General features: G+C 68.2%; 13 protein-coding genes and 1 pseudogene. 6 read left to right on the plus strand and 8 right to left on the minus strand.

Features of this window, described 5'->3' with window-relative positions; all coding sequences use genetic code 11:
- The first annotated feature begins 37 nt into the window (after window positions 1-37).
- Genes E5K00_RS01250 through E5K00_RS01270 form a run of 5 tightly spaced genes read left to right on the plus strand, consistent with a single transcriptional unit; the run spans window position 38 to window position 4,628 of the window.
- Window positions 38-973, plus strand: a complete 936-nt coding sequence (locus E5K00_RS01250) for a universal stress protein (protein WP_135460884.1) — start codon at window positions 38-40, stop codon at window positions 971-973.
- Between the two features lie 5 nt (window positions 974-978).
- Window positions 979-1,746 (plus strand): MlaE family ABC transporter permease, encoded by a 768-nt coding sequence (locus E5K00_RS01255; protein ID WP_135460886.1) that lies wholly within the window; start codon window positions 979-981, stop codon window positions 1,744-1,746.
- Window positions 1,747-1,758: 12 nt separating this feature from the next.
- The gene (locus E5K00_RS01260) at window positions 1,759-2,541 is read left to right on the plus strand and encodes an ABC transporter ATP-binding protein (protein ID WP_135460888.1); all 783 of its coding nucleotides are present in this window, start codon (window positions 1,759-1,761) and stop codon (window positions 2,539-2,541) included.
- A gap of 33 nt (window positions 2,542-2,574) precedes the next feature.
- Entirely contained in the window at window positions 2,575-3,546 is a 972-nt protein-coding gene (locus E5K00_RS01265) for an MlaD family protein (protein WP_135460890.1), read from the plus strand.
- Window positions 3,547-3,572: 26 nt separating this feature from the next.
- Window positions 3,573-4,628 (plus strand): AI-2E family transporter, encoded by a 1,056-nt coding sequence (locus E5K00_RS01270; protein ID WP_135460892.1) that lies wholly within the window; start codon window positions 3,573-3,575, stop codon window positions 4,626-4,628.
- A 183-nt stretch (window positions 4,629-4,811) separates the two neighbouring features.
- On the opposite strand, the gene E5K00_RS01275 is transcribed toward E5K00_RS01270, so the two are convergent.
- The 8 genes and pseudogenes from E5K00_RS01275 to E5K00_RS01305 form a co-directional block, all read right to left on the minus strand.
- On the minus strand, window positions 4,812-5,636 hold the full coding sequence (locus E5K00_RS01275) for a universal stress protein (protein WP_135460894.1): 825 nt from the start codon (window positions 5,634-5,636) through the stop codon (window positions 4,812-4,814).
- Window positions 5,637-5,702: 66 nt separating this feature from the next.
- The gene (locus E5K00_RS22710) at window positions 5,703-6,416 is read right to left on the minus strand and encodes a porin family protein (protein ID WP_167856700.1); all 714 of its coding nucleotides are present in this window, start codon (window positions 6,414-6,416) and stop codon (window positions 5,703-5,705) included.
- Between the two features lie 166 nt (window positions 6,417-6,582).
- A pseudogene (locus E5K00_RS23290) lies at window positions 6,583-6,735 on the minus strand (Hsp20/alpha crystallin family protein); the annotation flags it as partial.
- Between the two features lie 170 nt (window positions 6,736-6,905).
- A complete protein-coding gene (locus E5K00_RS01285; protein WP_135460896.1) occupies window positions 6,906-7,181 on the minus strand; it encodes a YtxH domain-containing protein in 276 nt (91 codons plus the stop codon).
- A 70-nt stretch (window positions 7,182-7,251) separates the two neighbouring features.
- Window positions 7,252-8,688 carry a BON domain-containing protein gene (locus tag E5K00_RS01290; RefSeq protein ID WP_135460898.1) on the minus strand — a complete coding sequence of 479 codons (1,437 nt, stop codon included), beginning with the start codon at window positions 8,686-8,688 and terminating at the stop codon, window positions 7,252-7,254.
- Window positions 8,689-8,742: 54 nt separating this feature from the next.
- Window positions 8,743-8,943, minus strand: coding sequence for a YgaP family membrane protein (locus E5K00_RS22715; RefSeq protein ID WP_167856701.1), 201 nt, complete (start codon window positions 8,941-8,943; stop codon window positions 8,743-8,745).
- A gap of 197 nt (window positions 8,944-9,140) precedes the next feature.
- Complete coding sequence (locus tag E5K00_RS01300) at window positions 9,141-11,792, minus strand: cation-translocating P-type ATPase (RefSeq protein WP_135460902.1); 2,652 nt, start codon at window positions 11,790-11,792, stop codon at window positions 9,141-9,143.
- Between the two features lie 83 nt (window positions 11,793-11,875).
- A complete protein-coding gene (locus E5K00_RS01305) occupies window positions 11,876-12,301 on the minus strand; it encodes a globin family protein (RefSeq protein ID WP_135460904.1) in 426 nt (141 codons plus the stop codon).
- 257 nt (window positions 12,302-12,558) lie between these two features.
- On the opposite strand from E5K00_RS01305, the gene E5K00_RS01310 reads away from it, so the two are divergent.
- Window positions 12,559-15,120 carry a cation-translocating P-type ATPase gene (locus E5K00_RS01310; protein ID WP_135460906.1) on the plus strand — a complete coding sequence of 854 codons (2,562 nt, stop codon included), beginning with the start codon at window positions 12,559-12,561 and terminating at the stop codon, window positions 15,118-15,120.
- The last annotated feature ends 50 nt before the right edge of the window (window positions 15,121-15,170 follow it).

Consider the following 15,170-nt stretch of genomic DNA (forward strand, 5'->3'; position numbering starts at 1 on the left):
ATTGACACCCTTACCTCATCCTCAACCCCTGTCTGCTATGAAACCTTCCTTTCTGGTGTTTACGGACCTGTCGCCCCGGTCGCGGCGGGCGGCCTGGTACGCGGCCCTGCTGGCCCAGGCCGCCGGGGGCCAGGTCGTGCTGGTGCACATGGAAGCCATTCCGCCCGCCGAGCCTGAAGTGGGATTATTCACGCTTTCGGCCGAGTATTATCAGCAGGAGCAGGATGCGCAGGCGGCCCTGCACGCGCTGGCCGGGCAGCTACCTGCCCCGGCCGTCGTCGAACCGGCCGTGAGTAGCGTGACGCAGGTGCTGACCGATTTCGTGGACCGCTGGCAGCCGGTGGTGCTGGTGCTGGGCACCGTGCCCGAGCAGGATATGCTGGATGCCATCTGGTACAACCAGATGCTGCCGGCCCTGCGCGACGCGGGCCTGCCGGTGCTGCTCGTGCCTGATGAGGCAGCCCTGGACCCCGTGCTGCCCCGGCTCGTAGCCGTTGCCGCCGATGGCCGGGAGTTCCGGCTTGCTGCCAGCGCGGCGGTAGGCCCGGCCGTGCTCAGCAGCTGGCCCGCCGCCTTCAGCGTGGTGCACGTAGCCCCACCCGGCGGCACCGGCATCAACCGGGCCGTGGCGGCCGTACACCACAGCGGCCTGCTGCCCCCTGCCGCGGCTTGCCTGCCCTACGAGGCACGGCAGCAGCCCTGCAGCGCCGGCATTGTGCAGGCCGTGCTGGATGTGCAGGCTGATCTGTTGGTGCTCCTAACCCGGCCGCGCAGTCTGGTCAGCAGCATGTTTGGCGGCGGCGTGGCGGCCCACGTGGTGCGCAATTGTCCGGTACCCACCTTGCTGCTGCCCACTGCGGAAGTGCCGCAGCCCGAGCCCGAACCTAAGACTATCGACGGGATGAGCTATAGCTACCCGGCCACCCTGGGCGCGGCATTGACCAGCCTGCTTGCTAGGCCAGCCCGCGCGTAAACATCATGCTGACGTCCCTGAAAAGTCCGCTGCTGGCCGAAACCGGTGCCCTGACGCGCTTTGCCATCCGCTTTTTCCGCCAAGGATTCCGCCCCCGCTACGAGGCGCAGGAGCTGCTGTACCAGTGCTACGTCATCGGCTACCAGTCCTTGCCCTTGGTCGGCGTCACGGGCTTTATCATGGGCATCGTGCTGACGCTGCAAAGCCGGCCGACGATGGCGCAGTTCGGGGCCGAGTCCTGGATTCCGGCTATGGTGGGGCTGACCATCATCCGGGAAATGGGGCCCATCATCACGGCCCTGATTTTCGCCGGCAAAATCGGCTCCAGCATCGGGGCCGAGCTGGGCTCGATGCGCGTCACGGAGCAGATCGACGCCATGGAGGTGTCGGGCACCAACCCGTTTAAGTACCTGGTGGCCACGCGGGTGGTGGCCACCACGCTCATGCTGCCCATCCTGACTATTCTGGCCGATGCCATTGCCCTCTACGCCTCCTATTTGGGCATCAACATGAAGGGCGTGACCACGCTGGCTTTGTTCACCAACAACGTCCTCTCGCGCCTGACCTTCGGCGACGTGGTACCGGCCGTGCTCAAAACCTTCTTTTTCGGCTTTGCCGTCGGCCTGATCGGGTGCTACAAGGGCTACTACTCCAGCAAGGGCACCGAGGGCGTGGGGCAGGCCGCCAACTCGGCCGTAGTCGTCTCGTCCCTGGTCATTTTTATCCTGGATTTGCTGGCCGTGCAGATTACCGGCCTGCTGGGCCTTAACTAACCTGCGCCGCCGATGCTGCCCGATACCCTGCCTCCGCCGTTGCCCGCGCCCGTGGCCGCTCCCGCCCCGGCGGCGGTGCTCACCGTCAGCCACGTGGAGAAGTCCTTTGGCGACAACCACGTGCTGCGCGACTTTTCCCTGACCGTGGAGCCGGGCCAGAACGTGGTGGTGCTGGGCAAGTCGGGCTCGGGCAAATCGGTGCTGGCCAAGTGCATCATCGGCCTGCTGTGCGTGGATGCGGGCAGCATTACGGTGCTGGGGCAGGACGTAGGCCGCCTCGACCACGAAGCCCTGGACCAGCTGCGGGCCCGGGTGGGGTTTCTGTTCCAGAGCAACGCCCTCTACGACTCGATGACGGTGCGCGAAAACCTGCTGTTTCCGCTGCGCCGCCACTGGCTGGCCGACCGCCGCCACCAGGAAAGCGCGCTGGTGCAGCAGGCCCTGGAAGACGTGGGCCTGGCCCACACGGCCGGGATGATGCCCGCCGAGCTGTCGGGCGGCATGCGCAAGCGCATTGCCCTGGCCCGCACCCTGATTCTGCGGCCCGACATCATTCTCTACGACGAGCCCACCACTGGCCTCGACCCGGTGACGGCCCGCGAAATCGACCACCTGATCCGGGCGGTGCAGCGCAAGTACGGCACCTCGGCCCTGATTATCTCCCACGACATGAACTGCGTGCGCCTGACCGCCGACCGGGTCGTTCTGCTCGTGGACGGCCGCTGCTACGCCGAGGGCACCTTCGCCGAGCTACAGCACAGCCCCGACCCGGTGGTGCACGAGTTTTTCGCCTGAAGGCGCCCTTTCTCCTTTTTCTTCTGACTTGTCATGCCCCAGCGCTCCGCCAGTAATCATATCCGCCTTGGCCTGTTCGTGCTCGTGGGCCTGGGCTGCCTGCTGGCCACCCTGTTTTTGCTGGGGCGGCAGCAGAACCTGTTCAGCCGCCGCCTGGTGGTGCAGGCCGACTTCCGGAACGTCTCGGGGCTGCTCGCCGGCAACAACGTGCGGCTGGGCGGCATTCCGGTGGGCACCGTCAAGCAGATTCAGATTCTGAACGACACCACCGTGCGGGTGCTCCTGAGCTTGAGCCGCGACGTGCAGCCCTTCGTGCGCAAAAACGCGGTGGCTACCATCGGCACCGACGGGCTGGTGGGCAACACCATCATCAACCTCAGTGCCCGCCCCGGCCCGGCCGCGCCCGTCGAGGCCGGCGACCGGCTGGCCACCAGCACCCCGCTGGGCATTGACGAGATGCTGACCACGCTCAACGTGTCGAACAAAAACCTGGTGGGCATCACCCAGGATCTGCGCCAGATTACCAGCAAGCTCAACGGCAGCGCGGCCCTCTGGAGCCTGCTCAACGACCAGCAGCTGCCCGCTGACGTGCGCCGCAGTCTGCACCAGGTAGCCGCCGCCACCGGCAGCCTGCAAGCGGCCTCGCAGGACGTGGCGCAGCTGACCAGCGGCCTGCGGCGGGGGCGGGGGGCGGCCGGCTACCTGCTGACGGACACCGCCTTTGCTGGCCAGGTACGCCACACCACCCGGCAACTGGCCCGCACTGCCGACTCGCTGCAAACCACGGTGGGCGCCTTGCAGCGGCAGCTGCGCACCAGCCGGGGGCCCTTGCCCACGCTGCTCACCGACACCACCCTGAGCCGGCAGCTACGCCAGAGCATGGAGCACGTGGAGCGGGGCACGGCTGGGTTCAGCCAGAGCATGGAGGCCTTGCAGCACAACTTTCTGGTGCGGGGCTACCTGCGCCGCCAGCAGAAAAAACAGGCCCGCGCCGCCTATCAGTAGGCGGCGGTATTCTTACGCACCCTCCGATGTCAACTGCCCAGCCCCCGCAGCCTTTTCCCGCCTACGTAAAGGCGGTTATTCTGCTTTTGGGCCTGGTGCTGCTGGTACTCGTGCTGCAGTGGGCCTGGGTGATGCTGGCCCCGCTGTTTCTGGCCACGCTGCTCGCCATTCTGCTCTTGCCGGTACACCAGCGGCTGCGGCGCTGGCACCTGCCCCAGGTGCTGGCTATTTCGCTCACGGTGCTGCTGACCACGGCCGTGCTGGCCGGCCTGCTCTATTTTCTGTACACTGAATTGGTGCAGCTCACCCGCGAGCTGCCGGGCCTGCAAGCCAAGCTCACCCTGCTCATCAGCCAGCTGCAGGCCTGGATAGACCACACCCTGGGCCTGAGCAACGAGCAGCAGCTTTCCTGGCTCAGCCAGCTGGGGCGGGAAGCCGGCAGCTGGGCGGCCCGGGCCGTGGCGTCGGTGTCGGGCTGGGCCCTGGGCTTCGGCCTGATTCCAATTTACGTGTTTCTGCTGCTGTATTACCGGCCCCTGCTGGTGACGTTTCTGGTGCGGGTATTTGGCCGGGGCCACTCGGCCGCCCACGTCACCGGCATTCTGACCGACACCAAAGCCCTGATGCTGCGCTATGTGCAGGGCCTGCTCATGGAGGCCCTGCTGGTGGCCGGGCTCGACGCGGCGGGCCTGTTCATTATTGGGCTGGAGCATGCGCTGCTGCTGGGCGTGCTGCTCAACTTTATTCCCTACGTGGGCAGCATCATTGCCACCATCGTGCCCATGCTGCTGGCCCTGGCCACCACCGATAGTCTGCTGTATCCGGCGGCCGTGCTGGGGCTGTTCATCGTGGTGCAGCTCATCGACAACGAAATTCTGGTGCCCCGGGTGGTGGCGTCCCAGGTGAAAATCAACGCCCTGGCGGCCGTGCTGGCCGTGCTGCTGGGCAATGCCATTGGCGGGGTTATCGGCATGTTTCTGGCCCTGCCCACGCTGGCCGTGCTCAAAACCATCTTCGACCGGATTGAGCCGCTCAAGCCCTACGGCATGCTGCTCGGCGACCAGCCCAAAGAGCTGCGCTGAAGAGTTGGCTACTATGCCTACTGTTCAATAGAAAGGGCTTGTCCGGAGCGTATCCGGCTTGCCGTCGGCCTGGCCGCTAAAAACAAAAGCCGCTACCCGGCTACCAGCGGGTAACGGCTTTTTCTTTGTTGTTGGTAATTATAATGAACTGGCAATCAATCAAAAAAAGCCACTGCTACTTGCTCAGGCGGAAGTGGGCAGCACCAGCACGGGTACCTTGCTGCGGCGCAGCACCTGGGCCGTGACGCTGCGGTGAAACAAGCGCCCGAGCACGGAGTGGGGCCGGGCCAGCAGCACGATCAGCTGGGCCTGCAACTCGGTGGCCGCGTGCAGAATTCCGTCGGCGGGCGCTTCGTCGCACACTTCGTAGAGGCTATTGCCCGTGAGCGGGCCAAACAGCCCGGTGCGCTGCACCGAGGCCAGGGCCACGTCGGCGCGGCTGGGGCCGGCGTGGGGCGCTACGTGCACCACCGTCGTCGTGGCGTGGCACTGTTCCAGCAGCGGGGCCAGGGTTAGCGCGGGGGTGGTCAGCCAGAAGGGCTGCTCATCGGCGGCCACCACCAGGCGTTGCGGCAGCGCGGGGTCGGTCCAGGTTTCGGGCACCAGCAGCAGCGGGTAGTGGGCAGCCCGCAGCACCGGCGCGGCCTGGTGACGAATCAGCCGGTCGAGCAGCGTGTCTTCCTTGTCCCGGCCCAGCACCAGCAGCAGCGGGTGGTGGCGCTCAATGACCTCGGCCACCGTGGCGCCCAGCGTTTCCACCGACAGCTCGGCCTCGGCCGGAACCGGGAGCTGGCGCACGCGCTGGATCATGTCGGCCAGCATTTCCTGGCGGCTGGCAATCACCAGCGGCACCGTAACCATCGCCGCTTCGGGTTCGAGCAGCGGGTCCTGGTAGACGTGCACCAGCACCAGGCGGCCGCCGAGCTGCCGGGCCAGGTGAGTGGTGTAGGTCAGGGCCGTTTCGGCGGCGGCCGTGAAATCGGTGAACACGACAAAGCAGGGTTGCATACGCGTCGGGAGGATGATGCCGGCTTGGCACCGGCGGTGAGAGAAAGCCACTTGTGGCCGGGGAAGCTATTTGCCCAGCGGCAGCAGGTAGCCCACTTGCAGCAGAAAGGCGTCGTTGAAGGCTTTCAGGTCGTTGTCCGTGTCTTTGCTGTCAATCAGCGAGTTGAAGCCCCGGTTGTAGCGCAGGCTCAGGCTCAGGCCGCCCGGGGTTTGGTAGCCGATGCCGGCCACGCCCCCGAGGTCGGCGCTGGCCAGATCCGACTTCCCGTCGCCGGTGCTGTCTTCCACCTTGTCCTTGTCGCCGTTGGCGTATTTGGTGGTGGTCTGGGTTTCGGAGCTGGCCCGCACCAGGTAGCCAAACTGCGGCCCCAGTTCGAAAAACAGGCCGCCGGCATACACCCGGGCCAGCACCGGCACGTCGAGGTAGGTCAGCACCCGGGTTTGCTCAAAGGAATACTTCGAAACGCCGGCGGGCAGGCCGCTTTTCTGGTCCACGTCGATGGTGTAGCCCCGGCGGTTGAGCAGCACTTCGGGCTGCACGCAGAAGGAACCGTCGCTGGAAACCGGGATTTGCACCGAGAGGCCGACATTGAAGCCAAGGTAGCGCTTGTCCAGGGCCGCGTCGTAGTTGGGCCCGGTGATTCTTTGCACGTCGTCGCCGACTAGGTTGGCGTAGGTGCCGCCGGCTTTCACGCCGATGCGCACGCCGCCCGGGCTTTGGGCAAGCGCCGGAGCCGCGGCCAGGCAAAGAGGCAGGAGCAGAGGTAAGAGCTTTTTCATAGCTGGGAAAGAGAAAGGAAAAGGAGAGCGGAATAATAGGGCGTGGGCTGTCGGCCGGAGCCGCGGCGGTGGGGCCGCCAACTGGCGTTGGCGGCCCCGGGGCGGGCGTAGCGTCGGCGGGCCGGTCGGGTGGCACGGGCGTGCTACCCGCCCGGTCCGCCGGCGGCTAGTTGCTGCGCGGTCCGGCGTGGATGGGAATCTGGTGCTGGGTGGGCTGGTGGCCGTTTTTGGGCACGTGCACATGCAGCACGCCGTTGGCGAAAGACGCATCAATTTCGCCCGGGTCGGCGGCGTTGGGCAGCTGGAAGGAGCGCTGAAACGAGCCGTAGGAGCTCTACTGGCCCCGCGTGGCGACGGTGTCGTTGAAGAAGCGGTCCAGCAGGGTGCTAAAGCTGCCGGGCATCACGTCAAAAAACGGGTCCTGATACTTCTGGATAGCCATGGCTTGAAAAGGGAAAAAGGTGAGAGAAAAGGGGATTGAAAGGCTGCTTACCGGTTGGCCAGCAAATGGTCGGGCCGGGTGGCTAAGTCGGCGGGGGGCGCCGGCTGGGGGGCCAGGGCCGCCGTGGGAGCCGGCGTCGGCGGGGTAGGGCGGCGCGCTGCTACCGGCCGGGGCCAGGTGCGCAGCCACTGCCGCACCGTGCGGCGCGTGGCCCGGCCCGAAGCCGGCGTCCACAGCACCAGGGCCAGCAGGCCGGCCACCGCGCCCAGGCCGAACGCGGGCAGCCACCGCCGCCGGATTCGCAAGGGAGAGAAGGTTTTCATGGAGGAAAGGAATAGAGGCGTAGAGTGAGGCAGCGCAGGATAGCCCGGCGCTATTTGCCGGGGCCGGGGCCTACAGCGGCAGCTCGGTTTTGACGGCGAGGGAGTTGCTCACCCGCGTGGCCCCCGCGGCAAAGGCGCAGTGCACGGCCATCTGGCCCTGGTGCCACGACTCGACGGTGCCGTGCAGCGTGGCCCGGCCATTCTTAACCGTCACGCGCACGTCCTGGTCGTGCAAAAACGCATTCCAGGCCAGCTGGTGCGCAATGGTTTCGGCCACGGCCTCGTCGCTGCCCGCCTGCGGGGCCGGCTGGGCCTCGGTAGCCGGGCCGGGTATGGGGGCGGGCGGGGGCACCCGCAGCTGGTTGTCGAGCTGCACCACGCCCTCGACGCCGGCGGCGACCTGCTCGGCATGGTCGCGCAGGAAGTGGGTCCGCACGCAGCCCGTGAGCGTCACCGCGCCCTGCCGCGACTGGGCGCTCAGGGCCAGCCGGCCCACGAACGGGTCACGGCCCAGGGCCGCCTGCACCCGCAGCTGGATGAACGGGTCTTCGGTGGGGTAGGGCGGGCGCACGTGCAGCTCGTTGCGCACCAGCCGGACGCCCACCACCGCGCGGGCGTCCTGCTCGGCGGCGCGTTTGGCGGCCAGGTTGCCCACGGTGCCGCTCAGACCTACCACGCCGTTTTGCACCGTGATGGTAGGCTCGAAAGAAACGACGCGCGGGTCGTAGAGAAACGCGTCGTGGATGGCCTGGGCAATGGCCGCGTCGGGGTGGTAGGTGTATTTGTCCTGCCGGATGTCTTCGCCCGGCACCCAGGGCTCGACGCGCAGCTCCTGGCTGTCGACCTGCGTGACGCCCACCGTCCAGGCGGTGGCCACCACCTCGCTGCGCTCGGCCGCGCTGCCGACGATGCCGCTCAGCCGGGCCACGCCCCGCCGGACCGCCACGCGCACCAGCCCGGCGTGCACGCGCACGTTCCAGCGCAGCAGCTCCCGGATCTGGGTGGTCAGCTCGGCGTCGGGGCGCGGGGCCAGGGTCGGGAGGGCGTGCAGGTGGTCGGTGAGGCGGCGGATGCCGCGCACGCCCTTCACGACGCGCAGGGCCAGCTGGCGCTCGGCCCAGGTGCGGATGCCGCCCCGCAGCTCTACTTCGCCGGCGTGGGCCCGGCACACCAGACCCAGAGCAGCCGTGGCCGGATCGGCGGCCAGGGCCTCCTGCACCTCGCTGATGAGCTGGGCGTCGGGCATTTCAGAGGTCCGGATTTCCAGCTTGTTGACCACGCCCCGCACGCCCCGCACCGTTTGGGCAATGGCCTCGGCCCGGTCGAGCGACAACAGGTTGTCGGTGAAGCCGGCCAGCGTGACGATGCCTTGCACCGTGCTTACCTCCAGCCAGGCCGTGGCCACGCCCCGCTTCAGAGCAAACAGGCGCTCAATGGCCGCGGTAATGGCCTCGTCGGGAAGCTCCCGCGGCGGGGCTGCGACAGTATAGGTTGCGGAGAAGTTCATGGCCAGGAAAGCAAAAACGGGGTGCGAAAGCCGGAAAGGAGGAAGCAGCCGGGCCTAGCCCGGGCGGCGGGTGCTGATGCCCAGCCAGGCGTACAAGGGGCAAAAGCCCACGGCGCTGGTCCAGACCAGCAGCAGAACCAGCAGCCCGCCCACCAGCCAGGACCACGTCAGGCTGGGTGTCAGCAGCGAGCTGAGCAGGTAAAACGCCAGCGCCGCGCGCAGCAGCCGGTCGGTGAAACTCATATTTGGTTCCATGCGTGACACGCGGGGTAAAAGGGTCGATGGAGAGCCGGCGGGAAAAACGTTCCGGCGGGCGGCGGCCCCGGGCCGGCGGGGTAGGGCACGAGGCAAAGCCGACAGCCGGTAGTAAATTTCGGCAACCCAGCTACCGCCGGACATGATGGGCGTCAACCGGCCAGGATGACTTCTGTCAGTTGGTAAGTATCTGTCTGTTAATGCTTTGATTTCTTTGTCAAAGCAAAGCTCAGCACCTGTGCCAGCAGCAGCGTGGCGGCGGCGGGGGCCAGAATCAGGGCCAGTACCACCGGGCTCAGGGGCTGCACCCCGAGCAGGGCCCGCAGTGGGGCTACCAGGTAGGTGAGCAGCAGCAGGCCGGTGCACAGGGCCAGGGCCAGCCAGACGTAGCCGTTGCGCAGCACGTCGTTGTGGCGCAGCGGCGTGCCCACGCTGGCCATGTTGAACACGTGCAGCAGTTGGGTGCCGGCCAGCCCGTAGAACAGAACGTTGTTGCTCTCGGCCAAGGTCGTCAGGCCGTAGTGCCGGCCCACGTAGTAGCTGGCCAGCAGCAGCAGGGTCATCAGGGTGGCGTAGGTGGCGGCCAGGCGCCAGTCGCCGGGGCGCATGATGGGGGCCTGCGGGTTGCGCGGTGGGTGGTGCATCACCTTGGGGCTGCCTTTGCCCAAGCCCAGGGCCAGGGCCGGAAACACGTCGGTGAGCAGGTTCAGAAACAGAATCTGCAGGGGCAGCAGCCCCGCGCCGTGGCCGGCCAGGCCGGCGGCCGTCACCACCAGGATTTCGCTCAGGTTGCACGACACCAGGTAGAGCACGAAGCGGCGGATGTTGGTGAAGATAATGCGTCCCTGCTCCACGGCCGTCACGATGGAGGCGAAGGAATCGTCGCGCAAAACCAGCGCCGCCGCCTCGGCCGCTACCTGGGTGCCCCGCAGCCCCATAGCCACCCCGATATCGGCTTTTTTCAGGGCGGGCGCGTCGTTCACCCCGTCGCCGGTCATGGCTACCACGTGGCCCTGCTGCTGGTAGTAGCGCACCATTTCCAGCTTCTGGGCCGGACTCACGCGGGCAAATACGGCCGTGTGCCGGAGCCGGCGGCGGCCCGCGCCGTTGGGGTGCAGCAGCAGGCTGGCCAGCTCGGGGCCGGTAATCACGGGCTGCCCTTCCTCCAGCGGCAAGTGCACCTGCCGGGCCACCGTCAGGGCCGTGGCGGGATGGTCGCCGGTAATCATCACCACCCGGATACCGGCCCGGTGGCAGCTTTCCAGGGCGGGAATTACCTCGGGCCGGGGCGGGTCCAGAAAGGCCACCAGGCCCAGCCAGCTCAGCTCGTGGGCCCAGTCGGGCTGGCCGGCGCAGGGCACGATGCGGTAGGCCAGCGCCAGCGTCCGCAGGCCGGCCCGGGCCAGCTCGTCCACGCGTTGCAGCCAGCGGGTGTGCTCTTCCGGGGTGAGGAGCTGGGGGCCGTCGGCGGTGTGCACGCTGGTGCAGCTGCGCAATACTTCTTCGGCCGCGCCTTTCACCGCTACCCAGCCCTGCCCGTCGGCGTGGCGGTGCAGGGTGGCCATCAGGCGGGTGTCGGAGTTGAAGGGCTGCTCGGCCAGGCGGCCCACGGCCAGGGCCCCATCCACGTCGAACTGGCTGCGGTGGGCCAACGACAGCAGGGCCACTTCCAGCGGGTCGCCGAGGGCAGCATCCGCGTCGGCCGGCGAATAGGTGGCGTTGTTGCAGAGCACGGCCACGCGCAGCAGGTGGTCGTAGCCCAGGCCCCGCAGGCGCGGGTCGGGCACTATGCTGGGGGCGCCGGCGGCCAGCTCCACCCGGCCCTCGGGCAGCCAGACGGTGTGCACGGCCATGCGGTTCTGGGTCAGCGTGCCGGTTTTGTCGGTGAAAATAATGTCGGTGCTGCCCAGCGTCTCGACGGCGGCCAGGCGCTTGACCAGCACGTGGTGGCGGGCCAGGCGCAGCATCCCGTTGGCCAGGGCCAGGGTGGCCACGATGGACATGCCCTCCGGAATGGCGGCCACGGCCAGCACAATGGCAGTTTGGAGCAGCCCCCCCACCGACGCGCCCCGCAGCAGGCCCACCACGACAAAGAGCAGGGCCAGGCCCACTGTAATGTAAATCAGCTGGCGGGCCAGGGCTTCCAGCTTTACTTCCAGCGGGGTGGCCGCGTGCCTGGCCTGCTGCACCAGGTGCGTAATGGCCCCGAGCTGGGTGGCGCTGCCCACCCCCGTAACGACGGCCCGCGCGGTGCCGTTGACGACGGCCGTACCCTTGAAAAGGCGGTTGACCTGCTCGGCCAGGGGCGCGTCGGGCTCAGTGGGGGTGAGCTGCTTGCTGACCGGCATCGACTCGCCCGTCAGCGCCGACTCGTTGACCTGCAGCTGCTGGGCTTCGAACAGCTCCGCGTCGGCGGCTACTACTTCGCCGGCTTCCAGCAGCAGCACGTCGCCCACCACCACCGCGTCGGCCGGCACGGCCCTGATCTGCCCGTCGCGCAGCACCCGGGCCACGCTCAGGCCCAGGCGGCGCAGGGCGGCCATCGAGGTTTGGGCATTCCATTCCAGCCAGAAGCCAATCAGCGCATTCACCAGAATAACGGCCAGGATGGCGTAGCCCTCGGCCCGCTCGTGGAAGGCAAATGAAAACCCGGCCGCCCCGCCCAGCACGGCCACCGTCAGGCTGCGGAACTGGCGCAGCAGCACGCGCGCCCAGCTGTCGTCGGCGGTGGTTTCCGTGGCGTTGGGGCCGTCGGCCAGCAGGCGGCGCTGCGCTTCGGCTTCGGTGAGGCCAAGGGCGCGGGGCGCGGGCGGGGCCTGGGTTTCGACGAAAGCAGGGGCGACGAGCATAAGACAAACGGGTTAGAAATCAGCGGCGTAAGCCCCGCCGAAACGCGGATTGCCCGGCCCGTAAAGCCGGCGGCAGGGAAGTATCAGGCGGCCATTCGGGTGCTGCCGCTGCGGGTGGCCGGCGCTTGCGGGGCCGCCGACTGGCGCTGGTGCGTCAGCAGCCAGTGGGTGCGCATGGTGGCCAGGTTGCGCAGGCCGGCGCGGGCCGCCTGGGCGCGGGGGCCGGCAAAGTTTTCGGTCATGGTGTCGTCCAGCAGCTGGCACCAGCGGGCCAGCAGGGCGGGCATGAGCGGGGCGTCGGGCAGCGACGGGCGGCTCGGGCGGCCGCAGTAGCTGTTGCCGGTCAGGGCCAGCTCCCACCACGCGGCCTCCGCGCCGGCTGCCGCGGGGGCGACGGGGCCAAACCAGGAACCCAGCAGCGCGTCGGCGGCCAGGCGGGCCCCGAACAGGCGCGTAAAGCGGCGGCGCTGGGCCGTTGAGGACAGATCGGGGAAAAGCGGAGTAGGCATGGCAGGGAAATGAAAAACAGCCGGCAGTCTGGGGCGGATGCGGGTATAAAGGTGGGGGAATTGCCCCGCCGGAACCGTGACGACAATCAGCCTCCAACCTGATTTTAGTCACCCTGCTGGCGCGCTTATTTAGGTGGTAGCGTGTTGATATTGAGGCGGTAAATATTCGGCGCGGCTGACGTGGCTCCTGCGGCTCAGTCAGGCCCCTTCACGGGGGCTTTCCACCCGTCGGGCCGCTTCATTTTTCCTGACTTGCCATGACTGATTCTCTTCCCGATTCCCGGCTGCCGGGGCTTAGCGCGGCCGAGGTGGCGCAGCAGCAGCGGCGCTACGGCCGCAACATTCTGAGCGCCGCGCCGCGCTCGTCCCTGTGGCGCAGTCTGCGTCAGGCCGCCACCGAGCCGATGTTCGTGCTGCTGGTGGTGACGGCTGGCCTGTATCTGGTGATGGGCAGCCGCGCCGAGGCCCTGACGCTGCTGGCGGCCACCGGGCTGGTGGCCGGCATCTCGCTCTACCAGGAAGTGCGCAGCGACCGGGCCTTGCAAGCCCTGCAGGCCCTGACCCAGCCCCGGGCCCAGGTGCGCCGCGCCGGTCAGCTCCTGGATATTGCCGCCGCCGACGTGGTGGTGGATGACGTGCTGCTGGTGGCCGAGGGCGAGCAGGTGGTAGCCGACGCCCTGCTGCTGCAAGCCCACGACGCGCTGGCCGACGAATCGTTTCTGACCGGGGAGTCGTTGCCGGTGGCGAAGGCCGCCGACGGGCAGCAGCAGATCTTTGCCGGCTCCGGCCTCACGCGCGGCGCGGTGGTGGCCCGGGTGACGGCCGTGGGCGCCACCACCCGGCTGGGGCGCATCGGCGGCCTGATTGAGCAGGTGCAGGCCCCGCCCACGCCCTTGCAGCGCCAGATAGCCGACTTCGTGCGCCGCATGGCCGTGGTGGGCGCCGGCGCTTTTGTGCTGGTGTGGGGCTACAACTGGTGGGAGTCGGGCAGTTTGTCGCACGGCCTGCTGCACGGCCTGACCCTGGCTATGGCCGTGCTGCCCGAGGAAATACCGGTGGCCCTGACGGCCTTTATGGCCCTGGGCGCCTGGCGTCTGATGCGCCTGGGTATTCTGGTCAAGCAGCCGCGCACGGTCGAAACCCTGGGCTCGGCCACGGTCATCGGCGTCGACAAAACCGGCACCCTGACCCAGAACCGGATGACGCTCACCCAGCTGTACTGCCCCGGCGAGGCCGGCGTCCGGGAAGTTGGCGGCCCGGGCGCGGCTACCAGCGCGCAACAGCAGCTTATTGCCACCGCCATGTGGGCCAGTGAGCCCCAGCCCTTCGACCCCATGGAGCAGGCCCTGCACCAGGCCTACGCCGCCAGCAGCCCCACCGACCTGCGCCCCGCCTACCGCCTCGTGCACGAGTACCCGCTGGGCGGGCAGCCCCCGATGATGACCCACGTGTTTCAGGACGACGCCGGCACGCGGCTCGTGGCGGCCAAAGGAGCCCCGGAAGGCATCGTGGCCCGCTGCGGGCTGCCGCCGACTGAGCAAGCGGCGGTGCTGGCCGCGCTGCAGACGATGGCCGCCGCCGGCCTGCGCGTGCTGGGCGTGGCCCGCAGCGCCAGCCCGGCCGCTTACCCGGCCACCCAGGAAGAGTTTGCCTGGGAGTTCGTGGGGCTGGTGGGCTTCAGCGACCCGCCCAAGGCCAGCTCGGCGGCCGTGCTGCAGCAGTTTTACGCCGCCGGCATTCAGGTCAAGATGATTACCGGCGACAATGCCCTGACCGCGGCGGCCATTGCCCGGCAGGTCGGGCTGCGCCGCGCCGCGCCGGTGCTCACCGGGGCCGAGGTCATGGCCCTGGCTGCCCCGGAGCTGCGGCGGCGCGTGGGCCTGGTCAACCTGTACGCCCGCATGTTTCCCGAGGCCAAGCTGCGCGTGATGGAAGCCCTGAAAGCCAACGGGGAAGTGGTAGCCATGACCGGCGACGGGGTAAACGACGCGCCCGCCCTGAAGGCGGCCCACATTGGGGTGGCTATGGGCCGGCGCGGCACCGAGCTGGCCCGGCAGGCGGCCTCCCTGGTGCTGCTCGACGATGAGCTGACCGGCATGGTAACGGCCATTGCCTACGGGCGCACCATTTATCGTAACCTGAAAAAGGCCGTGCAGTACATCCTGGCCATCCACGTCCCCCTGATTTTGACGGTGCTGGTGCCTTCACTGCTGGCCTGGCGGTTTCCGGTGCTGCTGGGCCCGGTGCACGTCATCTTTCTGGAGCTGCTGATGGGCCCCACCTGCTCCATCGTCTTCGAGAACGAGCCCCCGGAAGCCGGCACCATGCAGGAGCCCCCGCGCCCGGTGAATGCCACGTTTTTGTCCTTGCCCGATCTGAGCGGCAGCCTCGGGCAAGGGGCCGTAGTGGCCGCGGGCGTGCTCGGCCTGGCGTATTATGCCCAGCAGCAGGGCGGGAGCGAAACCCTGGTGCGCACCCTGGCTTTTACCACCCTGGTGTTGGCCAACGCGGCCCTGACGATAGTTAGTCGGTCGCGGCGGCACACGCTGGCCACCACCTGGCGCTACCCCAACCCGCTCGTGCCCGTGGCACTGCTCCTGACGCTGGCCCTGCTGGCGCTCTGCCTGGGGCTGCCGGCCCTGCGGCAGCTGTTTCAGCTCCAGGTTCTAACTGGGTCCCAACTGGCTTTCAGCGCGGCCGTGGCCCTGGTTAGCACTTTCTGGTTTGAAGGCTACAAAGCCTGGAAAAATGCCGTCGGCCCCCGGCCGCCGGCCCGTAGCACTGCCCCGCGCGCGGCACCGGCCAACCGGGCGGGCTGAGCGGGCCAACGCGCCACGCTCCGGGAAACGGCAGCGCACGCATTGCTCCC

Source organism: Hymenobacter aquaticus (genome assembly GCF_004765605.1).
Taxonomy (GTDB): Bacteria; Bacteroidota; Bacteroidia; order Cytophagales; family Hymenobacteraceae; genus Hymenobacter; species Hymenobacter aquaticus.